Below are 22,370 nucleotides of genomic sequence, written 5' to 3' on the forward strand. Positions count from 1 at the left end.
GCGCTCAGGCCTGCGCCAGCGCCATCAGCAACGCACGGCTGGCGTCGTCGGCCGGGAACAGGGCCTCCACCCGTAGTTCATCGGTGGTCACATCCAGCGGCGTGCCGAAGGTGGTCAGCGTGGTGAACAGGCGCAAGTCGTTGCCGCCCAGGCGGAAATGGGTGGGCAGCACCGGCAGCCGGCTGGCGGCGAGATCGATCTGGCGGAAGCGCCGCGGCAGGTCGGGATAGGCCAACACCTCGTCGAGTACCGGCTGGATCTCCGCGTGCTCCATGGCCTCCCGCGCGGTGCGTGCCAGCAGGGGCGGCACGATCTCGTCGAGGTTGAGAATCAGTGGGCGCAGGCCCTGTGGGTGCAGGGTGAGTTTGAGGATATTGCGCGGGCCATCGCCACAGGTGCGGGCCCACAGGGCGTCCACATCATCAATGGCCGCCAGCATGCGCTGCATGGCAGCATTGGCGGAAAACAGGTTCCAGGCGCGGTCCACCACGATGGCCGGGAAAGGCTCATGGTGTCGCAGCATCAAGTCCAGCGCCTCGCGGATCGGTGCCATGTCGGCAGCCTCCAGCATGCGTTGCGGATAGATGCCGGCAAAGCCCGCCGAATTGAGCAGCCGGTTGCGTTCGCGCATCGACAGGTCCAGCGCCTCTGCCAGGGCGGCGACCATGCTGCGGCTGGGTTGTGCACGGCCGGATTCGAGAAAGCTCAGATGGCGCTGTGACACCTCGGCCTGCAGCGCCAGATCCAGCTGCGACAGATGCCGTAACCGGCGGGCTTCCCGTAGCAGCGGGCCGAAGGTGGTCTGGTCGGTTGCGGCAGCAGTGTTCATGGTCGGAATTCTGGCACGGCCGGTTGCTGCCGCCGATTACGCAACAGGTAATTGAGCGCTTGACCTCGACAGCGCAAGGTGCCGGTGCGGCAATCGGCCGCATGCAAGCGGAGTTCCCCCATGAATGCGCGAACCCTCCTGGTGGCGGTGTTGTTCCTCGCCCTGAGTGCGGTCACGGTGGTGGCGTTGCGGGACCACGGCTATGTCGGCCTGTTCCAGTACCAACTCGCCAGCTCGGCCGGTTGGCAGGTGCTGCTCGATTTGGGCGTGGCCTGCGTGCTCGGCATCCTGTGGATGGTCGATGATGCCCGCCGGGTCGGCCGCAACCCCTGGCCCTATGCCGCCATTACCCTGGCCTTCGGTTCCTTCGGGCTGCTGTTCTACGTGCTGGTCGGCGCGTTCCGCCGCAGCCCCGGAGCGCAGTACGCGTGAAGGACGCAGCCATCATCGTGATCCTGCTGGCCGCCGGCCTGGTGCACCTGTTGCCGGTGGCCGGCGTGCTGGGCGGCAGTCGACTGCAGGCGCTCTACGGGGTAACGGTGGACGACCCCGCGGTGGCGCTGCTGCTGCGCCATCGCGCGGTCCTGTTCGCGCTGGTGGGGGCTGCGCTGATTGCCGCTGCCGCCTGGCCACCAGCGCGGGTCGCCGGTGCCTGCGTCGGCGTGGTCAGCCTGGGCAGTTTCCTGCTGTTGGCCTGGTTGACCGGTCCCACCACTCCGGCGCTGGCCCGCGTGTTCCGGATCGATGCCGTGTTGTTGCCGCTGTTGTTGCTGGCGCTCGTTGCAGTGCTGAGGGGTGAGCGATGAGTGCCGAGCGCTTCACCGCTGCAGGATCTTCTTCGCCGCATCCAGCAGCCGCTCTGGCGGCACATTGCCGGGGACAGCCAGCCCTTTCTGCACGGCTGGACGTTCGCGAATACGGTCGCGCCAGGCGATGAGGGCGTCGAGCCCGGCCAGCGGCACGCCGGCCCAACTGTGGATGTTCACCCAGGGAAAGCTGGCGATGTCGGCAATGCTGTAGTCGTCTCCCGCCAGCCAGGGCGCCTGCTGCAGGCGCTGGTCGAGCACAGTGTAGAGACGGCGTGTCTCGTTCTGGTAGCGGTCGATGGCGGGCTGGATCTTCTCGGGGAAGTAGCGGAAGAACACATTGGCTTGCCCCTGCATGGGGCCGAGCCCACCCATCTGGAACATCAGCCACTGAATGGCGACCGAACGCGCTTTCGCCGCCGTCGGCAGAAACCGACCATGGCGTTCCGCCAGGTAGAGCAGGATGGCGCCACTCTCGAATACCGCGAAGTCGTCGTTGTCGCGGTCGACGATGGTGGGGATGCGGCCGTTGGGGTTGAGCGCGACATAGCCCGGCTGCTTCTGGTCGCCCTTCATCAGGTCAATCGGCACCACCTGGTAGGGCAGCGCCAGTTCCTCCAGCAGGATGGAGACCTTGTGGCCGTTGGGCGTCGGGGCGGTGTACAGCTCGATCATCAGAGCACTCCGGACATGGGGGCGTGGGGCACCGGAATCGGCAGAAAGCGTTCCGGGTGGTCGGTGAAGATGCCGCTGATACCGAGGTCCGTCAGCCGTTGCGCGGCGTCGGCGGTGTTCACCGTATAGGCCCAGCAACGGCCCCCCGCAGCCCGCACGGCGGCAACATAGTCAGCATCGACGAATTCGTCGGCGAGATGTGCCTGTCGGCTGCCCAGCGCACGCAGCTCCTCGGACCCGGCGAGCGGGATGCCGCAATAGAGCGCCGCCACCGGCACGGCCGGCAGTGCAGCGGTGAAGCGCAGCAGTTCCGGCAGGTGGAACGACGACACCAGAAACTGGTCGGCCGCCCAGCCGGCATCGAGGCGCTGTTGCAGCATTCGGGCGACGGCATCGGCACAGCCATTCCAGGTCTTCAGTTCGATATTGACCAGGCAGCGGCGGTCGATCAGGTCGAGGGTTTCGTCGAGGGTGGGGATCCGCTCGCCGTGACCGGCATCGAGCCGACGCAGCGCATCGAAACCCAGGGTGGTGGCGATACCACGTCCGTTGGTGGTTCGATCGAGTGTCAGGTCATGCAGCAGAAACAGCTCGCCATCTGGGTGCTGCTGAACATCGAACTCGATGCCGTCCACGCCCAATCGTAGTGCCGCTTCCATCCCCGCCAGGGTGTTCTCCGGGGCGACCCCACGGGCGCCACGATGGCCGATGATGGTGAGCGGCGTGGTCATTCGCCGACGGTGACGATCTTCATGGTGTTGGTGCCCCCCGGCCCGCTGAAGTCGCCCTTGGTGACCAGCGCCCGCTGTCCGTTTTCCAGATCACCGCGGTCGACCAGCACCTGAATCGCCTCGCCCACCGGCTTCGAGGTGTCGAGGTTGGTGGGCGCGAAGTCAACCGTGAACACGCCGCGACACACCGTCATCCGAGCGCGGGTGCTGGGATGTCGGGTCATCGCATAGATCGGCGTGGTTGAATTGATCCGGCTCATCAACAGCGCGGTGGCGCCGGATTCCGTGAGGGCCACGATGGCATCGGCGTGCATGAAGCGCGCGGTGAACATGGTGGCCATCGCAATGGCTTCATCGGTCCGGCGGAAATGCTGGCTGATGCGGCTGTTGGCGCGCTCCGGCGTGAGCTGGCGCTCGGCAGCAATACAGATGCGCCCCATGTGTTCCACCGCGCGCACCGGGTGGCGGCCGGTAGCGGTTTCGGCCGACAGCATCACCGCGTCGGTGCCGTCGATGACCGCGTTGGCCACGTCCAGTACTTCGGCGCGGGTCGGGATCGGCTGGGTGATCATCGATTCCATCATCTGGGTGGCGGTGATCACCGCACGGTTGAGCTCGCGCGACAGGGTGATGATGCGCTTCTGCACCCCCGGCAGTTCGGCTTCGCCGATCTCGACCCCGAGGTCGCCACGGGCCACCATCGCGACGTCGGCAGCCTTGAGGATGTCTTCGAGATGCTCCAACGCTTCGGCGCGTTCGATCTTGGCGACGATCCAGGCGTCGCCGCCCGCGGCCTGCAACAGATCGCGGGCGCGGGTGATGTCGTCGGCGGTACGCGGAAACGAGACGGCCAGAAAGTCGGCCTTCCACTCGGCGGCGTAGCGGATGTTCGCCAGGTCCTCGTCGGTCAGCGCCGGCGCCGACAGTCCGCCGCCGAGCTTGTTGATGCCCTTGCGACCCGAGAGCATCCCGCCCTGGGTCACAGTGCAATCCACCCGGCTGCCGCCCACCTTCTCCACCCGCAGCGCGATGGCGCCATCGTTGAGCAGCAGCGTGTCGCCTGCCGCCACATCGTCCGGCAGTTGCTGGTAGGCGCAGCCGACGACGCTGGCATCACCGGCCGCGGCACCCAGCGCGGTATCGAGCGCGAACGGTTGGCCCTCGACCAGTTCGACCGCGCCGTCAGCGAAGTTCTCGATACGGATCTTCGGCCCCTGCAGGTCGCAGAGGATGCCGACGTCACGCCCTTGTTGTGTCGCAATGGCGCGCGCTTGCTCGATGCGGGCCGCATGCTCGGCTGTCTTGCCATGCGAAAAATTGATGCGAAAGACATCCACCCCGGCCGCGATCAGGCGTTCCAGCACGCCAGGCTGATCGGTGGCGGGGCCCATGGTGGCGACAATCTTGGTTTTGCGTTTCATGATGGCAGCTGGTTGGTTCGAGCCTAGTGTAGTGCTTCGACATCCCCGAACACCCTCGGTGCGTTAATACCATTGATCTATTGCGGTCGATGGCATGTGGCCAACGCGACTCGGGCTGAAAGCGGGCCGCCTCCGTCGTACCATGCGCCCCCGCCCGTGGACCCAAGGACCGTCGCATGACCCGTATCGGAACGCCGCTGACCGGCACCGCCACCCGAGTGCTGCTGCTCGGAGCGGGCGAGCTGGGCAAGGAAGTCGTGATCGAGCTGCAACGGCTCGGTGTCGAGGTGATCGCCTGTGACCGCTATGCCGACGCGCCGGCGATGCAGGTGGCGCACCGCTGCCATGTGTTCTCGATGCTCGATGGCGAGCGGCTGCGCGAGGTGATCGAAGCCGAACAGCCACACCTTATCGTGCCCGAGATCGAGGCCATCCACACCCCGACCTTGTTGGCACTGGAAGCTGAAGGTCATACCGTGGTGCCGACGGCCCGCGCCGCCCGGCTCACCATGGACCGGGAAGGCATTCGTCGGCTGGCGGCCGAAGAACTGGGCCTGCCGACTTCGCCGTATCGCTTTGCCGACACGCTTGCCGACTTCGAGCAGGCAGTCGCGGCCATTGGTATGCCCTGCGTGGTCAAGCCGGTGATGTCGTCGTCCGGCAAGGGCCAAAGCACGATCAAGTCCGAGGCGGACGTTCGCAAGGCCTGGGACAACGCCCAAAGCGGAGGTCGAACCGGTGCCGGCCGCGTCATCGTCGAAGGCTTCGTCGACTTCGACTACGAGATCACCCTGCTCACCGTTCGCCACCGGAGTGCCGAGGGTCAGGTGTTGACCCGCTTCTGCGCCCCCATCGGCCACCTGCAGGTGGACGGCGACTATCGCGAGTCCTGGCAACCGCAGCCGATGAGCACCAAGGCGCAGGCGGCGGCCGAGCGGGTCGGCGAGGCCGTCACCACTGCGCTGGGCGGGTTGGGGCTGTTCGGAGTGGAACTGTTCGTCAAGGGTGACGAGGTCATCTTCAGTGAGGTGTCGCCGCGGCCGCACGACACCGGGCTGGTGACGCTGATCTCGCAGGACCTGTCCGAGTTCGCGCTGCATGCGCGCGCCATTCTCGGGCTGCCCATCCCCAACATCCGCGCTCGCGGGCCGGCGGCCAGTTGTGCGCTGTTGCTGGAAGGCGAGGGCCGCGGCCCGGTGTTCACCGGTATCGCCGAAGCGCTCACCGAGGCCGACACCCAGATCCGCCTGTTCGGCAAGCCGGAGATTCAGGGCAAGCGGCGCATGGGCGTCACCCTGGCGCTGGCCGACAGCCTGGAGGCGGCGCGGGACAAGGCTCGCCGCGCGGCGGCGGCGGTGCGTTTGACGGTGTAATAATCAACGTTATAATTGGCAAAAGCCAACCGGAGTAAGCCCATGCAATACAGCACCAAGATCCGCAAGGTGGGGTCGTCCTGCGGAGTGATTCTGAGCAAGGAAGTGATGACGGCGATGAACGTCAAGGAGGGCGATGTGTTGTATCTCACCGAAGCACCGGGTGGATTCAAGGTGGGTCAGTACGACGACACCTTTGCGCGGCAGATGGCCGTGGCCGAAGAGGTGATGCATGAACATCGTGACGTGCTGAAAGCGCTCGCCAGCCGCTAGCGGGACGATGGAGTTTCTCGAGCGGGAGACGGTGCTCGCCATTCATGATCTGCAGCTCGCGCGGCACGGCGGGCTGCCGGGCGTACGCGACGACAACATGTTGGAGTCGGCGCTGGCGCGGCCACGGCATTTGCATCACTACAGTGGGGGCGACGTGTTTGCCCTTGCCGCCAGCCTGGCCTTCGGAATCGCCCGGAATCACCCGTTTTCGGATGCCAACAAGCGGACCGCCTGGAGTGCCTGTATCGCCTTTATGAGGCTGAACCAGGCGACCATTCCGAAGCCTGCCCCCGACGTTGTGCTGACCGTGGTCGCCCTCGCCGAGGGCAGCCTCTCCGAAGACGATTTCGCGGCCTGGTTGCGACAATCGGCGGCTGCGGCGCCCTGAGCGCCCTATCCCCGTCATCGCGAACCGCGTACAATCTGCGACCTTTTTAATTGCTGCAATGCAGCACAATGTCGCGCCATGAGCATCAAAAACCTCCGCAACATCGCCATCATCGCCCACGTCGACCACGGTAAAACCACCCTGGTGGACAAGCTCCTGCGTCAGTCGCAGACGCTCGACGCCCGCGAAAACCTCGGCGAGCGGATCATGGACTCCAACGATCTGGAGCGTGAGCGCGGCATCACCATCCTCGCCAAGAACACTGCCATCCGCTGGCTGGACAAGCGCGACGGCACCGAATACCGCATCAACATCGTCGACACCCCGGGCCACGCCGACTTCGGTGGTGAGGTCGAGCGGGTGCTCTCCATGGTCGACTCCGTCTGCCTGCTGGTGGACGCCGCCGATGGCCCCATGCCGCAGACCCGCTTCGTTACCCAGAAGGCCTTCGCTCTGGGCCTGAAGCCGATCGTGGTGGTTAACAAGATCGACCGCCCCGGTGCCCGTGCACATTGGGTGATGGACCAGGTGTTCGACCTGTTCGACCGCCTCGGCGCCACTGACGAACAGCTCGACTTCACCACCGTCTTTGCCAGTGCCCTCAACGGCTATGCCGGGGACAACCCCGACATCCGCGAAGGCAACATGGACTTTCTGTTCCAGACCGTGGTCGATCAGGTGCGCCCGCCGCAGGTGGACGTCGACGGTCCGTTCCAGATGCAGGTGATCAGCCTCGCCTACAGCAGTTACGTGGGCGTGATCGGCACCGGCCGTATCTCGCGTGGCCGTATCAAGCCCAACAGCCCGGTGTCGGTGGTCGGCCGTGACGGCACGGTCCGCCAGGCGCGGGTGCTGCAGGTGCTGGGGTTCATGGGGCTCGACAAGATGGAAGTCGACGAGGCCCAGGCGGGCGACATCATCGCCCTCACCGGTATCGACGAGCTCGGCATCTCCGAAACCGTCTGCGACGCCAAGGCGCCGGAAGGCCTGCCCACCCTGCAGGTGGACGAGCCGACCATGACCATGATCTTCGAGGTCAACAAGTCACCCTTCGCCGGCAAGGAAGGCAAGTTCGTCACCAGCCGCCAGATCTACGAGCGCCTGCTCAAGGAACTGAAAACCAATGTGGCGTTGCGGGTCGATCCGGGCGATTCTCCCGACCAGTTCCGGGTTTCCGGGCGCGGCCTGCTGCATCTGTCGGTGCTGCTGGAAAACATGCGCCGCGAAGGTTTCGAGATCGCCGTGGCGCGTCCGCAGGTCATCACCAAGACGGTGGATGGCGTGCTGCACGAGCCCTATGAAATTCTCGTTGCCGACGTCGAGGAAACCCACCAGGGGGGTGTCATCCAGGGGCTCGCCGAGCGCGGCGGCAAGATGGTCAACATGGTGCCGGACGGCAAGGGCCGCGTGCGCCTCGAATACACCATCAGCTCCCGCGGGCTGATCGGTTTCCGCACCGAGTTCATCAACAACACCGGCGGCTCCGGCCTGCTGTTCCACAACTTCGACCATTTCGGCCCGGCCGGCGAGAACAAGGATGTCGGCCAGCGCTACAACGGCGTGCTGCTGTCCAACGAGCAGGGCAAGGCCGTCGCCTATGCGTTGTTCAACCTGCAGGACCGCGGCGCGATGATCGCCAGCCACGGCGACGAGGTCTACGAAGGCCAGATCGTCGGCATTCATTCCCGCGACAACGACCTCGTCGTCAACGTGCTCAAGGGCAAGAAGCTCACCAACATGCGCGCCTCCGGCTCGGATGAGAACGTGGTGCTGACGCCGCCCAAGACCTTCTCGTTGGAGCAGGCGCTGGAATTCATCAACGACGACGAGTTGGTGGAACTGACGCCGGAAAGCATTCGCCTGCGCAAGAAGTATCTCAAGGAACACGAGCGCAAGCGGGCCGATCGCGCGGCCTGACACCCAAGGGGGCGCCATCGGCGCCCCCTTGTTTTTTGGCGTTGCCGACGCCGACCATCGTCGCCGGTATGCTGCGCGTCTTGCCTGTTGCGAACCCCATCATGAAAAAGCTTGCCCTTGTTGTCGTCGTCCTCTTGCTTGCCTGGGCGGTCGCCGCGCCCTACCTCACGGTGTACCGGATGAAGGTGGCCGCAGACGCTCGGGACGGTGAAGCCCTGTCCCAGCACATCGATTTTCCCAGCGTACGACAGAGCTTCAAGGACCAACTCAACGCGCGCATGCTCGGCGAGGCGAAGCCGGGTGAGCAGGGCAGTGGCCTGAAGGCCTTGGGCGCCAGTTTTGCCGGCGTTGTGGTGGACCGCATGGTCGACGCTTACGTTACCCCTGCTGCCATCGGCGAGATGATGCGGGGTGCCCCCGCCGATGCCCCTGCGCCGACGCGCGACGAATCGCCGTCGCCACCGCCGGACGCAGAGCAGGCGCCGCTTGCCGATGCCCGTATGGGGTACCGGGGGCTGAGTCGCTTCGTGATCGAAGTGGAAGAGCGTCAGAAGGGCGAGACCGCCCAGTTCGTCTTGCGCCGACGCGGCCTCGGCTGGCAGCTCACCGAGATTCTGCTGCCATAAGCCGTTATACCGCGTTGCCGGCTGCGCTTCCCGAGGCCCACGCCCACTGGAAATTGTGGCCCCCGAGGTGGCCGGTGACGTCGACCAGCTCGCCGATGAAATAGAGGCCGGGCACCGTGCGTGAGGCCATCGTTTGTGACGACAGGCTGTCGGTATCGACACCGCCCAGGGTGACCTCGGCGGTGCGATAGCCCTCGGTGCCACTGGCCACCACCGGATAGCGGTTGAGCTGCGAGCCAACGCTGGCCAGCGCGGGGTCGGTCCAGCCCTGAAGCGTCCCCTGCCAGCCCGCCGTCTCGCTCAGGCGCTGTGCCAGACGCCGTGGCAGCACGTCGGCCAGCACGCCATCCAGTCGCAGCGACGGGCGGTCCGCCTTCAGGCCCTGCAGCCAGTCGCCGGCCGCGCGACCGGGCAGCAGATCGAGATGCAGGGCATCACCCTCGCGCCAGTACGAGGAGATCTGCAGCACCGCTGGCCCACTGAGGCCGCGGTGGGTGAACAGCACGGCCGAGTCGAAGCACTGGTCGCCGCAGTGTGCGGCTGCTGGCAGCGCCACCCCGGCCAGACCCTCGATGGCTTCCAGTGGCCGACCACTGAGCGTGATCGGCACCAGCCCGGCGCGGGTCGGATGTACCGCATGGCCGAACTGTCGGGCCAGCGCAAAGCCGAAGCCGCTGGCCCCCATCTTCGGAATCGACAGCCCGCCGCAGGCCACCACCAGCGAGGGCGCCCGCAGGCTGTGGACGCCGGACCGCAGCTCGAAGCCGCTGCCATCGAGGCGGACCTCGTCCACCGGCATGTCGACGCTGATCTCGACGCCGGCGGCGGCACACTCATCCAGCAGCATCCGCAGGATCTGCTTCGACGACAGGTCGCAGAAGAGCTGGCCCTGCTCCTTCTCGTGGTAGGCGATGCCGTGGCGTTCCACCATGGCGATGAAGTCCCACTGGGTATAGCGTGCCAGTGCCGACTTGCAGAAATGCGGGTTGGCCGACAGGTAGTGCTCCGGCCCGGTGAAGTAGTTGGTGAAATTGCAGCGGCCGCCGCCCGACATGAGAATCTTCTTGCCCACCTTGTTGGCATGCTCCACTACCCGCACGCGGCGGCCGCGCCGGCCGGCGGTGAGCGCGCACATCAGGCCGGCAGCGCCGCCGCCGATGATGATGACGTCAGGGTTCAACAGGGCTGTCCGGCGGAATGGGCTGCAGACGATACCGGGATGGCGGCGCCGGCGCAGCGGTGCCGCGGTTGTCGCTGCCGCCGATCAGCGGCATGCTGCAGTGGAACCGGGCCGTCACGGGCCCGTCCGGCAAGGAGCAGAGATGAACTGGTATCTGGGTGTTCTCAAGCAATACGCGGTGTTCAGCGGGCGCGCGCGGCGCCGTGAATACTGGATGTTTACCCTGTTCAACATCATCGCCGCCGTGGTGCTCAGCGCTATCGACGGCGTGTTCGGCAGCTTCAGCGCCGAGGCCGGCGTGGGGCTGCTCAGCGGTCTCTACCTGTTGGCCGTGTTGTTGCCGTCGATCGGTGTGTCGATCCGCCGCCTGCATGACACCGGCCGCAGTGGCTGGTGGCTGCTGCTGGTACTGGTGCCGGTGGTTGGCCCCCTGATCGTGCTGGTGTTCATGGTGCTCGACAGCCAGGCCGGCAGCAATGACTACGGCCCCAACCCCAAGGCCCCTGCCGTCAGCGCGACCGCCGAGCCCACGGCGTCCGCAGCCCCGACGGCCGCCGCCGACAAGGACAACCCCGGGCTGTTCCGCGAGTAAGCGGTTGCGGGGGTGATCTCGGGCCAACGCTGGCGGCTTTGCCGCTGCCGTGCGTCTCTAGTGCTGAATGGCAGCGGTATTGCCCGAGGCAGCCGGTTGCGGCGGCCACGAGAGGCAGGTGCGCAGACGCGGGCAGAGGAGACGAGACCCATCATGGCCGGACCGGTACCCATCACCCGCCCCGAGCGGGTTGCGCTCGCCGACTTCGGCGACGACCCCGTCAGCCAGTGGGACTGCATCTCCCGCCAGTACGGTACCGCGCTGAAGCGCTACTTCGGCAACCGCGTCAACAACCCTTCGGATGTCGCCGACCTGGTGCAGAAAGTGTTTCTGCGGGTATTGCAGCGGGGCGAAGGCCCGCCCATCGAGCATGTGCAGCACTACCTGTTCCAGGTCGCCGCCAGCGTTCTGAATGATGAACTGCGGCGGTCGCAGGTGCGCCACGAGACTGTCCACGAAACCTACGACGAAGCCGCCCACGCACCCCTCACCGAACTGTCGCCCGAGCGCATCGCCATCGGGCAGGAAGCGCTCGAACGGGTCGCCGCCGTGCTGCGCCAGCTGCCCGAGCGCACCCGCGACGTCTACCTGCTGCGCGTGCACCAGGAATGCGAGTACCGCGACATTGCCCGACAGCTCGGCATCTCCGAACGCGGTGCCCAACGTCACATGGCCCGCGCCCTGCAGCAGTTGGAAGAACAGGTCGGGGCCGACATGCCGGCCGAAGCCCTGCCCGACACCGCAGTGCATCGGCACGGGGACAGCGCATGAGCGACACCCTGCAAAGCCCGCAGCCGCATCTCAATCATCCGGCCATTCGTGACCAGGCCGCCGCCTGGAGTGACCGGCTGCGCCATCGCGGCGGTGACCCCGCCCTGCGCGTCGCCTTCGAACGCTGGTATGCCGCGCACCCGGCCCATGCCGAGGCCTTCATCCGCATCGACCGCGCCCATGGTCTGGCGCGGGCGGCGGCCAGCACCCCTGCCGTGGCCGCGCTGGAACGCGAGATGATGCAGCGGCTCACCCGCCGTCGGCGCCGCCAATGGGGCCAGCGCAGCCTCGCCCTGGCGGCCAGCCTGCTGTTGATGACGACCGTAGGCCTGCTCGCTGCCGGTGGCAACGGGTTCACCCTGCAGGCAGTACAGCACCTGCCCACCCAGGCCCGCCACCTGCTCGCCGGCGAGCGCTACTTCCACACCACCATCGGTGAACACCGCGCCATCGCCCTGGCCGATGGCAGCACGCTCACGCTCAACACCGGCAGCCGCGTCGTGGTGCGCTACCGCGATGATCGACGCAGTGTCAGCCTGCAAGCCGGACAGGCCCTGTTCGAAGTGGCCAAGGACCCGCAGCGGCCCTTCGTCGTCACCGCCCGCAACCGCACCATCACCGCCCTTGGCACCGCCTTCGATGTCCGCCTCACCGCCGACGATCTCGCTGTCACGCTCATCGAAGGCAAAGTCGAAGTCGCCGAAGTCGCCGTTGCAGCCGCCGAAGGCGCTGCCGCTACGATTCCCGATTCCCGATTCCCGATTCCCGGGGATGCCTCTGGCAGCCCCCGTCTCACCCCTCACCCCTCACGCCTCACCCCTCACGTCCTCTCCCCCGGCCAGCAGCTCCTGATCGCCGCCGCCAACCCGCAGCCCGTGCTGCGTGACGCCGACCTCAAACGCACCACCAGTTGGCGCAATGGTCAGCTCATCTTTCGCGAGGACCGCCTCGCCGACGCCATCGACGAGATCAACCGCTACAGCACCCGCAAGGTGGAACTCGCCGACCCCGCCCTCGGCGACCTTCGCGTCAGTGGCATCGTCAACACCGGCAACACCGCCGTGTTTGTGGAAACCATGGTGAACTACTACCCGCTGCGCATCATCCAGACCAGCGACGAACGCGTGGTGCTGGCGCGGCGGGGCTAATCCCCGCGCGCAACCCCTTTTCACCATCGTCACCGCGCATTTGATGCGGGGTCCAGCGACAACGAGGCAACCCGGCACCCGATCATGCGGGCAATGGCAGGTTGCGGTCGGACCTAGCCCTCAGCCGCCCGGCGCATCAACTCACACGCCGTCAGCAGGTCATCAAGGCCTCGGGTGATGATGGACTCCAGAATACCCAGGTCCATCGCTTGGTAGGCATGTACGGCGATGTTGCGGAAGCCCACCATACGAATCAGGCGGTCTGCCAATGCGCTCTCCAACAGTTTCGCGTTCGCCAATGCGCGAATCGCATCCGCACTGGTATTGGGTACACCCAGTTTGTGGAGGCGGACCAGGTGATTGGCCAGATCGAGTGTCGCTTCGCAGGCGCGCACGACATTCAGAATTGCCGCATCCTGCCGCGTGAAATCCGTGGAGAAATCAGCGCCTGCCGCCTGAAACTCATGGCGCGCGCGCAACACACTGCGTTGAACCGTCTGCACCTTGTTGACGGCGACATCGGTCATACCGCGTACGCCTTACCTGTTTCGCGGAAGGCTTCCAGAATCGCTGCGCGCTCGCGGTTCAAGGCCTGGTAGAACGACAGCGTCATCGCCTCGAACTCATCCGCTGCGGCCATGTCCGGCGCAGCCAACCGCACCCCGTGCGCAATGATTTCCTTCGCGAACACGGTGGACACACGGCGGAGGTTGATCAGATCGACGGGCGTCATCAGCACGCCCTCCAATGTCGTCTGCAGCGCGTAAAGGTCCAGGCTGCCTAACGACGCAGCCTGGGCATGCGGCAGAAGCAACGCGATATCAGTGTCACTATCGGGCCGAGCGAGCGCTGAGGCTTGTGAGCCGAACAGGTACACCGCCTGCAGCGCCGGGTAGTGCGCGGTGCAGATATCAACGATAGCGAGGCGGTGATCGGTCATGGTCGTTGGCGCGGCTCAATGCGATGCCGGTCCCATTATGCGGGGATGGAACAAATTCCGCCGCCCGCTGTCGTTCCGGCCACTCCATCGCGTCTCCAGTACTAAGGCCGCGCCACATGCGGCCGTTCCAGAAGTCTGAGGAGACGCCTGATGTCCGTAACTCATCGTTGGCCGGCCCCCGTGGTCGGCGCGCTACTCTTATTTGTCTGCCTGTTCGCTGTCAGCCTGTCGACGCATGCGCAGTCCGCTGTCGCTGAAGACCAGGTGAGCTTCGAGATTCCGGCGCAGCCGCTCGACCAGGCCCTGGTTGAATTCGGGCGCCAGAGTCGGCAAGAGCTGTTCTATAACGCGGAGGATGTGAGCGGCCTTACCGCCAATGCCATCAGCGGAGCCCTCAGCCGCAGCCACGCCATGGCGCGAATGCTCACCGGCACCGGAATGGAATTCGAGCAGACGCCCTCCGGCGGCATGATGGTGGCCGATCGCGCCACCCTCGATGCGCAGCGTGCCCAGCGGGAGGCCGCCAGTAACAGCCCCCCCGCTGAGGCTGCATCGGCCAAGGATGCCGGTGCAGCCGACATCGCTGCCGCGCGGCGGGCGGGTGTGGAAGAAATCATCGTCACCGGCCAGAAGAAGGAAGAACGGCTGCAGGACGTCCCGATCGCCATTTCAGCCTTTTCGTCGGAGGATCTGAACGCCTTCAAGATCGAAGGCGGCTTCGACTTGCTGAAGGCGATTCCCAACGTGACCTTCTCGAAGAACAACTTCACCAGCTACAACTTCTCGATTCGTGGTGTTGGCACCAAGGCGGTATCTGCTACGACAGACCCGGGTGTGGCCGTGGCGTTCAACAGCTCCACCATCATCCAGAACCGGCTGTTCGAGCAGGAGTACTACGACATCGAGCGCGTTGAAGTGTTACGTGGCCCTCAGGGAACCCTATACGGGCGAAACGCAACTTCCGGCGTGATCAACGTGATCTCCAACAAGCCGGACCTGTCGCAGTTCGATGGTTCGATCAAGGGCGAGGTCGGAAATTTCAATACCAAGCGCCTGAATGCCATGCTCAACGTGCCGCTCATCGACGGTGTTTTGGGTGTCCGGTTGGCGGGGGCGCTGACGTCGCGTGATGGTTACGACTACAACAGCGTGACTGAGAATCCGGTCAACGGGCGTGATCTCTCATCGACCCGTTTGACGGTGGGGTTCCAGCCTAGTGATGCGGTTCAGGCCCACCTGATCTGGGAGCGGTTCACAGAGGATGACGACCGCCTGCGGACCGGCAAGCAGCTGTGTCACCGCGATGCCGGGCCGACGGTGGTTGGCGATACGCCGGTGTTCGTCGATGACCCCACCAACAGTTACAACGAGGCCAACAAGGTGCTTGGGCCGGCGTTGTTCAGTCAGGGCTGTCTGCCCGGTAGCCTCTATGCGGATAACGCATTCGGAACGCCCAATGGGTTGGCGCTTCCGATCGTGTTCGGCGTGGAGATCCTCGGATACGGCGATGCCTTCCCGATCGGGCGGGATGCCGATGGCAACTCGGTTGCCTTGTTGGGGTTGCAAGATCCGTATGGCGGCATGATGCAGTCGCGTGATCTGCGGCAGATCGCGTCATTCAGGGACCCCCGCTATCGCGCCGAGGCGGATTTGCTGGAGCTGAACGTTGATATCGAGGTTTCGCCGACCCTCACGCTGACCTCCCAGACCGCGTATGTCGATGATCAGGTCTACTCATTCCAGGATTTCAACCGGTTCAACACGGTGCCAGTGTTCACCGATACGTCACAGGTGACACCGGCGGACTTTGGTTTCGGCGAGTACGACTGGTCCGGGTTGGCACCCGGGGGGGTGTTCTGCGACCCTCAGCTCGGCTGTTCCGACACCATGGCGGGATTCGACATATCGCAGGCCACGGCAGAACAGTTCAGCCAGGAGCTGCGGTTGCAATCCGACTTCGAAGGACCGTTCAACTTCAGCATCGGCGCCAACTTCACCCGCTTTGACGCGCTAGTCGATTACTACATCTTTTCGAACCTGCTCACCGCTCAGGCGTACATGGCGCCTTTCAATGCGCCAGTCAACGGCGTGATTGACTTCGGTGTCTGCCATTGGCCCGGGTTCTATGGCCTGTTCCCGGGACCGGGGACGCCGGTGACCACCGACGCACCGGACTCATCCTGCCCTTACATCGATCCTAATCCGATTGGCAGCATCAACGGCGAAGGGCACAACTACTTCCGCAGCAAGAATCCCTATGAGCTGGAGTCACGCTCGGCGTTTGGCGAGTTCTACTGGGAGGCGAGTGCGCAGACCAAGCTGACGCTTGGCCTGCGCTACACGGAGGACGAAAAGCGCTTCACACCTGTGCCCAGCCAGGCGTTGCTGTCCCCGAGCTTCATCGCGGGTGGAACGGTCAGCCGCGGATACCCCGAGAAGCCCGATATCGTACAGCGGTGGGGTGAGTGGACCGGACGCCTTGGGGTGGACTGGAAGCCAGAGTTCGCGTTCACCGATGAAACCCTGCTTTACGCGTTTTACTCGCGTGGCTACAAGGGTGGGGGGGCCAACCCGCCGCGCCCCGGCTTCGCCACCGAGGAAGAGTTGCGCGCGATCGCGCCCGACGAGACCGACAACTTCGATCAGCAGGGCTTCCCGCTGCCCATTCTGCAGCTGACGGCGGTGGAGTACGCGCCGGTGTTCGAGCCCGAATTCGTCAACGCGTTCGAGATCGGCATGAAGAACACCGTGTGGGGCGGCGCGGCGACGATCAATGCGACGGCGTTCTACTATGACTACACCGACTATCAGGTTTCGCAGATCCGCGATCGAAGCGCCGTCAACGAGAATTTCGACGCGAAGGTCTGGGGGCTCGAGCTGGAAACCCTGGTGGCTTTCTCCAACGATTTCCAGATGGTTGCCAACTTCGGCTACCTGAATACACGGATCGCTGACGGTGAGACCTCCATCGACATCATCAACCGCACCCAGGGCAATCCTGACTACACCCTCGCCAAGGCGTGGCTGCAGCTACCCTCCAACTGCGTGGTTCCGACGGCGGTTGCCGAACAAGTGCTACAGGACTCGCCCAACGTCGTGCAAGGCCAGTACTGGCAGATCTGTGGCGGTCTCGGGGGTCTGTTGGGTGCGCCGGCTTTGTTCCCGCTGCCCACCGACCCCGCCACCGGGCAGGCCTATGACGTCGCCAACTATCCCGAATTGAATGGCGGCGCCGGCCTCAAGGCCGACCTGAGTGGCAACGAGTTGCCGAACGCGCCGCACTGGACGGCCAATATCGGCGCCCAATATGGAATCGACCTGTTCCGCAATCAGTGGCGTGCCACCCTGCGGGGCGATGTCTACTGGCAGTCGGATTCCTACCACCGGGTCTACAACTTCGAGCCCTACGATCGACTGAAGGGGTGGCATAACGTCAATCTCGCCGTGCGGATGGAGCGCCCCGAAGATGGACTGGCACTCGAGCTCTACGCCAAGAACCTGATTGACGATACGCCGATCACCGATGCTTTTCTCAACTCGGACGATACCGGCCTGACAACCAACGTCTTCGTGCTGGACCCACGACTGATCGGATTTTCGATCACCAAAACGTTCTAATCGACGCATGTCGCCAGGCAGCCACGCGTCGGCGTGGCTGCCTGGCTTGTTTGGCGCTCCTTCATCGACATGTGCTTGCGGGCAACCACCTGCGCCGGCGTTCGGCTTATGCTTCACCCGTCACCCGTCACCCGTCACCCGTCACCCGTCACCCGTCACCCGTCACCCGGGTGGCGGCACTGAGGCCATGCCACCCGTCACGGAGGAGAACACACCATGATCGGCATCCCCCTGGGTCTGGTCACCGCCAATGCGGTGGAGTGGTTCATGCACAAGCATGTGCTGCACGAGATGGGCCGCAACCGGAAGAGCTTCTGGGCGTTTCATTTTCATGAGCATCACAAGGTGGTGCTGCAGCATGATTTTCTCGACCCCAATTACGAACGGTTTCCGTTGGGCCTGCACGCACAGGGCAAAGAGGCATGGGCCTTGATCGGGGCCAGTGCGGCGGTGGCGCCGATGTTTCCGGTGGCGCCGTTCTGGGTAGGTACGCTCTGGTATTGCGCGGCCAATTACTACGTGAAGCATCGTCGCGCCCATGAGGATGCCGAGTGGGCCAAGAACCACTTGCCGTGGCATTACGACCACCACATGGGGATGAACCCCAATGCCAACTGGTGTGTCACCAAGCCGTGGTTCGACTACGTGATGGGCACGCGCGAATTTCGCGACGGCGGCGAGCGTGAGACCAATGTGCTGGGCCTGGTGAAGCTGCCGAAGTGGTTGGCGAAGCGGCTGCCGGCGCCGGGGGCTCTGGGCAAGACAACGGCGCCGCGACGGGTGCGCCCGGTGCCGACGCTGGTGCGATCGCGGCAGGCCGCCGGTTAGAGGGCCTGCTGTGGCGGCGCTTCCTCCGGGGCGATCAGGGCTTCGGGGGGCACCACGCCGTCGGTCATCCAGCAGCGGCGACAGCCGGGGAGCGTTTGTCGGCTCAGCAGGAAGACGTAGCGGAACGCCTTGCCATCGCGGTCGGTCAACGACACCGGCAACAGCGCCTCGTCGCCCGCCTGGTAGGTGGGGGCCAGCGTGGCGTCGCGATGACCGATCAGCTCGGGGTACTGCTCACGAATCATGGCGATGAAGCGCGGCGCCGGGCCGGTGGCCTCGCGGTTGCGGGGCGAGGCGAAGGCGTAGACCAGCTTGAGGTCGATGTCCTCGCCGGTCTTCAGCGCCGCCAGCTGGGTGCGCACCACATCTTCCGGACTCAGACTCGGTTGCGGCAGCCGGTATTGGGCTTGGGCATTGCCGAGCGGGCTCAAGGACATGATCAGGCCGAGGGCGAGGATGCCCAGTATCAGCGGAAGGGTGCGCATGGCGATCTCCGGTGTCGTGCCACCACGCTACGCCGAATGCTGGCGCAAGCCCAGCCCGGTGGTGAATATCTGGACACCGGTATGGCCGCAACGATCAATCGTCTGACCCCTGCAGCTCTTTCCTGCGGGGCTCGACGGGCGTAGCGTTCATGCCATAACACCAAAAAACCGTGCATTGCTGAAGGAGTTGTCATGACATTCGACTACATCGTGGTCGGCGCTGGCTCAGCCGGCTGTGTGCTCGCCGCCCGGCTGAGTGAAGATCCCGAGGTGAAGGTCTGCCTGCTGGAGGCCGGTGGGCCTGATAGCAGTGTGCTGATCCATGCGCCGGCCGGGGTGGTGGCGATCATGCCGCGCGCCGGCAAGCTGAACTACGGCTATGAATCGACCCCGCAGGCGGCGATGAACGGTCGTCGTGGTTATCAGCCCCGGGGCAAGGGGCTGGGCGGGTCCAGCTCGATCAACGCCATGCTCTATGTCCGCGGCGACCGTTCCGACTACGACGACTGGGCGGCCCTGGGCAATGAGGGCTGGTCGTATGCCGACGTGCTGCCGTACTTCCGCAAGAGCGAGCACAACGAAACCTACCGGGACGAATTCCATGGCCAGGGCGGCCCGCTCAACGTGGCCGAGCTGCGCAGCCCCAGCGCGCTGTGCGATGTGTTTGTCGACGCCTGCGAGGCCGACGGCATCCCGCGCAACCCCGACTACAACGGGGCGCAGCAGGAAGGTGCGTTCCACTACCAGGTCACCCACATCAACGGCGAGCGTTGCAGTGCCGCCAAGGGCTATCTCACCCCCAACCTGGGGCGGCCCAATCTCACCGTGATCACCCATGCACTGACCGAAAAGGTGCTGTTCGAGGGCACGCAGGCGGTGGGGGTGCAGGTATTGGTGAAGGGCAAGCGCCAGCAGTTCCGCGCCCAGCGTGAGGTCATCCTCAGTGCCGGTGCCTTCGGCTCCCCCCAGTTGTTGATGCTGTCGGGTGTTGGCCCCGCAGCACACCTGCAGGCAAAGGGTATCGAGGTGGTTCACGATCTGCCGGGGGTGGGGGAGAACCTGCAGGATCACATCGACGTGGTGCACAGCTATCGCGCGCCGTCGTGGACCGATACCTTTGGTATTTCCATTCCATTTGTCGGCCGTTTCATCAAGGCGGTGGTGCAGTGGTGGCGCGCCCGCAGCGGGCTGCTCACCACGCCGTATGCCGAGGCCGGTGCCTTCTTCAAGAGCACGCCGGACCAGCCGCGACCGGACCTGCAGTTCGTGTTCGTACGCGCAGCCGTGGACGACCACGGTCGCAAGCTGCACCTGGGGCATGGGTTCAGTTGCCATTGCACGGTGATGCGGCCAAAGAGCCGCGGTACCGTCCGGCTGGCCAGTACCAACCCGGCGGATGCGCCGGAGATTGATCTGCGGTTCCTGACGGAACAGGCCGATGTCGATCTGCTGGTGGAGGGGGCCATCCGCCAGCGACGTGTTCTCGAATCGGCGCCGTTCGATCGCTATCGCGGCAAGACTCTGTATCCGTTTGATATCAACGACCGCAAGGCGTTCGAGGCTGACATCCGTCAGCGGGCCGATACCCAGTACCACCCGGTGGGCACCTGCAAGATGGGCAGCGCCAGCGACCCGATGGCGGTGGTGGATGCCCGGCTACGTGTGCATGGCGTGCAAAACCTGCGGGTGATCGATGGCGCCATCATGCCGACCCTGGTGGGCGGCAACACCAATGCGCCCATCGTCATGATCGGTGAGAAGGGCGCTGACCTCATCCGCGAGGATGCGCGGCGTCAGGCCGCGCCGGCCAAGGTGTCGAATTCCACCGGATCGTGGGCGCAGAACACCGAGATGGCGCCGGCCTGATCGCGCACCAGCGTGCGCAACCGTTCCTGGTTGCGCACGCGCTCGCGCGGTAGCGTCTGCACCGCTTTTTCGAACAGCGCGATACCGCTGGGCGCCCAGGGGCGCTCCGGGTCCATCTCGCCGCGATGGAAGTAGGCATCGCCGGCATGAATCAACCAGCGGTCGCCGTCGCGGACCACCACGGCGGTGTGGCCGCGGGTGTGGCCGACCAGCGGCATCATGAACAGGTCCGACTTCAGGCCCGGAATCGGGTGCAGATGCTCGAAGCCGTTCCAGCGCTCACCGCCCAGCGGGTGCACCATCCAACGCGGTGAATGTGCCCACTGCCGCGGCAGGTAGCGCGGCCGTGCCAGCAGGCTGGGCTGCATTGCCGCCCGATGCTCCGGGGCAAACACGTGGACCTGCGCATGGGGGAAGTCCGGCAGTCCCCCGGCATGGTCCAGGTCAAGGTGGGTGACGATGATGTGGCGGACATCGTCTACCGCAAAGCCCAGCGCCTGCACCTGGGCATGGGCCGTGGCCAGCGGGTCGGCGCGCGGGCGCATCAGCGCGGTGAAGGCCTGGCCTAGACGCTGGCCCGGGTTGGCCATGTCGGCGCGCCCGAGACCGGTATCGACCAGCACCAGGCCCTCGCTCGGGGTTTCGATCAACAGCACATGGCAGACCATGCGCGCCGGCGCGGTCCAACTGCCGTGGCCGGTGAGCAGGCGCTCGCAATACGGGCACATGGTGCCGCAATCGAGATGGTGGATTTTCAACGACATCGGCAACTCCGGCAGATCGGGGGTCAGGCGCGCAGCCAGTCGATCACGTGCGCGGTAAAGGCATCGGGGTCTTCAGCCTGCATGAAGTGGCCGTGCCCGGGCATTTCGCAAAGGTCCAGACCGAGCGGGAACAGGGCATCCTGGCCGCTGAACATTTCGGGGCCGATGCAGCCGTCCCGGCCGCCAAAGATCATGCGCGTCGGGACCGGCACCGGCGCGAAGGCCACGCGGCGAATCGCCGGTGTCAGCACCGCACCTGGCAGCGCCCGGTAGTAGGCGAGGGCAGCCTGCAGGCCGCCGGGGGTGCCCAAGGCCGCCTTCAGGGGCGCCAACGCGGCCGGGCTGGGGTGCCAGTCGGGCGACCACTGGTTGATCAGGTCGGTGACCCAGCGGAAGTCGTCATGCGGCAAGCGCCGCTCGGCCCACCCGGGGATCTGGAATTTGTAGATGTAATGCGAGCGCTGCAACTGCCGCAGGCTGGGGCGCAGCACGAAGCGCTTGAGGTGTGGCACTGCGCACAACACCAGGCGGCCGAATCGCCGTGGCGCCAGGCTGGCGGCGAACTGCGCGATGACATCGCCCCAGTCGTGACCGACCACATGTGCCCGTTCCACGTCCAGGGCGTCGATCAGTGTCAGCAGATCGCCGGCCAGTGCCGGCAAGCGGTAGTCGCTATCCGGTGCCAACCCGCTGGGCGCATAGCCCCGCAGAAACGGTGCCACCGCCCGATAGCCTGCCGCCGCCAGGCGATCCAGTACCGGCACGAAGGTCCAGGCGGTGTCGGGAAACCCGTGCAGGCAGACCACCAACGGACCCTCGCCCCGTTCCAGCCAGGCGAGGTCAATCCCGTTGAGGGTTCGGGTGCGAATGGATTCGGCGTGCATGCCGCGATGATGACAGGGTTTTGATGTTGTTCGTTGCGAACCCAACACGCCCACGGTCATTGCGGTCCCAACATCACCACGTCATGGGGGGCCAACATCACCACTTCATTGCGAGCCCAACGCGCCCACTGTCATTGCGACCCCGACATCACCATTGTCATTGCGAGCCCCGAAGGGGCGCGGCAATCTCACGGGCATGGCAGTGCCGCCCGGAGGAGATCGCCGCGGGGCTACGCCCCTCGCGATGACAGCGGG

Annotated in this window: 23 protein-coding genes; 13 read left to right on the top strand and 10 right to left on the bottom strand. The window is 65.3% G+C overall.

Translation table 11 applies throughout. The features are described from left to right. Nucleotides 1-4 precede the first annotated feature (4 nt). A complete protein-coding gene (locus JN531_RS07405) occupies nt 5-829 on the bottom strand; it encodes a helix-turn-helix domain-containing protein (RefSeq protein WP_228348227.1) in 825 nt (274 codons plus the stop codon). Between the two features lie 120 nt (nt 830-949). Here JN531_RS07405 and JN531_RS07410 point away from each other — a divergent pair, with 120 nt between their 5' ends. Both JN531_RS07410 and JN531_RS07415 read left to right on the top strand, forming a co-directional pair. Next, entirely contained in the window at nt 950-1,261 is a 312-nt protein-coding gene (locus JN531_RS07410) for a DUF2834 domain-containing protein (protein WP_228348228.1), read from the top strand. Continuing rightward, on the top strand, nt 1,258-1,635 hold the full coding sequence (locus JN531_RS07415; RefSeq protein WP_228348229.1) for a hypothetical protein: 378 nt from the start codon (nt 1,258-1,260) through the stop codon (nt 1,633-1,635). The genes JN531_RS07410 and JN531_RS07415 overlap by 4 nt, the downstream gene beginning before the upstream one ends. 12 nt (nt 1,636-1,647) lie before the next feature. Here the strand turns inward: JN531_RS07415 and JN531_RS07420 are convergent, their stop codons facing one another. Genes JN531_RS07420 through pyk form a run of 3 tightly spaced genes read right to left on the bottom strand, consistent with a single transcriptional unit; the run spans nt 1,648 to nt 4,462 of the window. Continuing rightward, nucleotides 1,648-2,310: a glutathione S-transferase family protein gene (locus JN531_RS07420; RefSeq protein WP_228348230.1), complete on the bottom strand. Its 663-nt coding sequence runs from the start codon at nt 2,308-2,310 to the stop codon at nt 1,648-1,650. Beyond that, nucleotides 2,310-3,041, bottom strand: a complete 732-nt coding sequence (locus JN531_RS07425) for a glycerophosphodiester phosphodiesterase (protein ID WP_228348231.1) — start codon at nt 3,039-3,041, stop codon at nt 2,310-2,312. Before JN531_RS07425 ends, JN531_RS07420 begins: the two co-directional genes overlap by 1 nt. After that, nucleotides 3,038-4,462 carry a pyruvate kinase gene (pyk, locus tag JN531_RS07430; protein WP_228348232.1) on the bottom strand — a complete coding sequence of 475 codons (1,425 nt, stop codon included), beginning with the start codon at nt 4,460-4,462 and terminating at the stop codon, nt 3,038-3,040. The genes JN531_RS07425 and pyk overlap by 4 nt, the downstream gene beginning before the upstream one ends. Nucleotides 4,463-4,638: 176 nt before the next feature. On the opposite strand from pyk, the gene purT reads away from it, so the two are divergent. The 5 genes from purT to JN531_RS07455 all read left to right on the top strand — a co-directional run bounded on the left by purT (nt 4,639) and on the right by JN531_RS07455 (nt 9,039). Then, nucleotides 4,639-5,835, top strand: coding sequence for a formate-dependent phosphoribosylglycinamide formyltransferase (purT, locus tag JN531_RS07435; protein WP_228348233.1), 1,197 nt, complete (start codon nt 4,639-4,641; stop codon nt 5,833-5,835). Nucleotides 5,836-5,877: 42 nt separating this feature from the next. Next, nucleotides 5,878-6,108: an AbrB/MazE/SpoVT family DNA-binding domain-containing protein gene (locus JN531_RS07440; RefSeq protein WP_228348234.1), complete on the top strand. Its 231-nt coding sequence runs from the start codon at nt 5,878-5,880 to the stop codon at nt 6,106-6,108. Nucleotides 6,109-6,115: 7 nt separating this feature from the next. After that, nucleotides 6,116-6,496: a type II toxin-antitoxin system death-on-curing family toxin gene (locus tag JN531_RS07445; RefSeq protein ID WP_228348235.1), complete on the top strand. Its 381-nt coding sequence runs from the start codon at nt 6,116-6,118 to the stop codon at nt 6,494-6,496. Nucleotides 6,497-6,574: 78 nt separating this feature from the next. Beyond that, nucleotides 6,575-8,413, top strand: a complete 1,839-nt coding sequence (gene typA, locus JN531_RS07450; protein WP_228348236.1) for a translational GTPase TypA — start codon at nt 6,575-6,577, stop codon at nt 8,411-8,413. Between the two features lie 101 nt (nt 8,414-8,514). Further along, nucleotides 8,515-9,039 carry a DUF2939 domain-containing protein gene (locus JN531_RS07455; protein WP_228348237.1) on the top strand — a complete coding sequence of 175 codons (525 nt, stop codon included), beginning with the start codon at nt 8,515-8,517 and terminating at the stop codon, nt 9,037-9,039. A 4-nt stretch (nt 9,040-9,043) separates the two neighbouring features. Here JN531_RS07455 and JN531_RS07460 read toward each other — a convergent pair whose 3' ends face one another. Further along, nucleotides 9,044-10,174: a BaiN/RdsA family NAD(P)/FAD-dependent oxidoreductase gene (locus tag JN531_RS07460; protein ID WP_436233307.1), complete on the bottom strand. Its 1,131-nt coding sequence runs from the start codon at nt 10,172-10,174 to the stop codon at nt 9,044-9,046. Nucleotides 10,175-10,361: 187 nt separating this feature from the next. Between JN531_RS07460 and JN531_RS07465 the strand changes: the two genes are divergently transcribed. The 3 genes from JN531_RS07465 to JN531_RS07475 all read left to right on the top strand — a co-directional run bounded on the left by JN531_RS07465 (nt 10,362) and on the right by JN531_RS07475 (nt 12,730). After that, entirely contained in the window at nt 10,362-10,811 is a 450-nt protein-coding gene (locus JN531_RS07465; protein ID WP_228348239.1) for a DUF805 domain-containing protein, read from the top strand. Between the two features lie 153 nt (nt 10,812-10,964). Beyond that, a complete protein-coding gene (locus JN531_RS07470) occupies nt 10,965-11,582 on the top strand; it encodes an RNA polymerase sigma factor (RefSeq protein WP_228348240.1) in 618 nt (205 codons plus the stop codon). Beyond that, entirely contained in the window at nt 11,579-12,730 is a 1,152-nt protein-coding gene (locus JN531_RS07475; protein WP_228348241.1) for a FecR family protein, read from the top strand. Before JN531_RS07470 ends, JN531_RS07475 begins: the two co-directional genes overlap by 4 nt. Before the next feature lie 113 nt (nt 12,731-12,843). Here JN531_RS07475 and hepT read toward each other — a convergent pair whose 3' ends face one another. Together hepT and mntA are read right to left on the bottom strand one after the other, a co-directional pair. Next, the gene (gene hepT / locus JN531_RS07480) at nt 12,844-13,257 is read right to left on the bottom strand and encodes a type VII toxin-antitoxin system HepT family RNase toxin (RefSeq protein ID WP_228348242.1); all 414 of its coding nucleotides are present in this window, start codon (nt 13,255-13,257) and stop codon (nt 12,844-12,846) included. Continuing rightward, on the bottom strand, nt 13,254-13,670 hold the full coding sequence (mntA, locus tag JN531_RS07485; RefSeq protein WP_228348243.1) for a type VII toxin-antitoxin system MntA family adenylyltransferase antitoxin: 417 nt from the start codon (nt 13,668-13,670) through the stop codon (nt 13,254-13,256). The genes hepT and mntA overlap by 4 nt, the downstream gene beginning before the upstream one ends. A 150-nt stretch (nt 13,671-13,820) precedes the next feature. On the opposite strand from mntA, the gene JN531_RS07490 reads away from it, so the two are divergent. Together JN531_RS07490 and JN531_RS07495 are read left to right on the top strand one after the other, a co-directional pair. Further along, nucleotides 13,821-17,288 (top strand): TonB-dependent receptor, encoded by a 3,468-nt coding sequence (locus tag JN531_RS07490; protein ID WP_228348244.1) that lies wholly within the window; start codon nt 13,821-13,823, stop codon nt 17,286-17,288. Nucleotides 17,289-17,504: 216 nt separating this feature from the next. Further along, complete coding sequence (locus JN531_RS07495) at nt 17,505-18,116, top strand: hypothetical protein (protein WP_228348245.1); 612 nt, start codon at nt 17,505-17,507, stop codon at nt 18,114-18,116. On the opposite strand, the gene JN531_RS07500 is transcribed toward JN531_RS07495, so the two are convergent. Then, nucleotides 18,113-18,601, bottom strand: coding sequence for a DUF4864 domain-containing protein (locus tag JN531_RS07500; RefSeq protein ID WP_228348246.1), 489 nt, complete (start codon nt 18,599-18,601; stop codon nt 18,113-18,115). The two genes, JN531_RS07495 and JN531_RS07500, sit on opposite strands and share 4 nt — an antisense overlap. Before the next feature lie 192 nt (nt 18,602-18,793). Here JN531_RS07500 and JN531_RS07505 point away from each other — a divergent pair, with 192 nt between their 5' ends. After that, nucleotides 18,794-20,467, top strand: a complete 1,674-nt coding sequence (locus tag JN531_RS07505) for a GMC family oxidoreductase (RefSeq protein ID WP_228348247.1) — start codon at nt 18,794-18,796, stop codon at nt 20,465-20,467. Here JN531_RS07505 and JN531_RS07510 read toward each other — a convergent pair. Both JN531_RS07510 and JN531_RS07515 read right to left on the bottom strand, forming a co-directional pair. Continuing rightward, entirely contained in the window at nt 20,395-21,231 is an 837-nt protein-coding gene (locus JN531_RS07510) for an MBL fold metallo-hydrolase (protein ID WP_228348248.1), read from the bottom strand. The genes JN531_RS07505 and JN531_RS07510 overlap by 73 nt on opposite strands. A gap of 23 nt (nt 21,232-21,254) precedes the next feature. Beyond that, entirely contained in the window at nt 21,255-22,115 is an 861-nt protein-coding gene (locus tag JN531_RS07515; protein WP_228348249.1) for an alpha/beta fold hydrolase, read from the bottom strand. Nucleotides 22,116-22,370 lie beyond the last annotated feature (255 nt).

Origin of the sequence: Flagellatimonas centrodinii (assembly GCF_016918765.2) — a bacterium.
In the GTDB taxonomy this organism is placed as follows: Bacteria; Pseudomonadota; Gammaproteobacteria; order Nevskiales; family Nevskiaceae; genus Polycyclovorans; species Polycyclovorans centrodinii.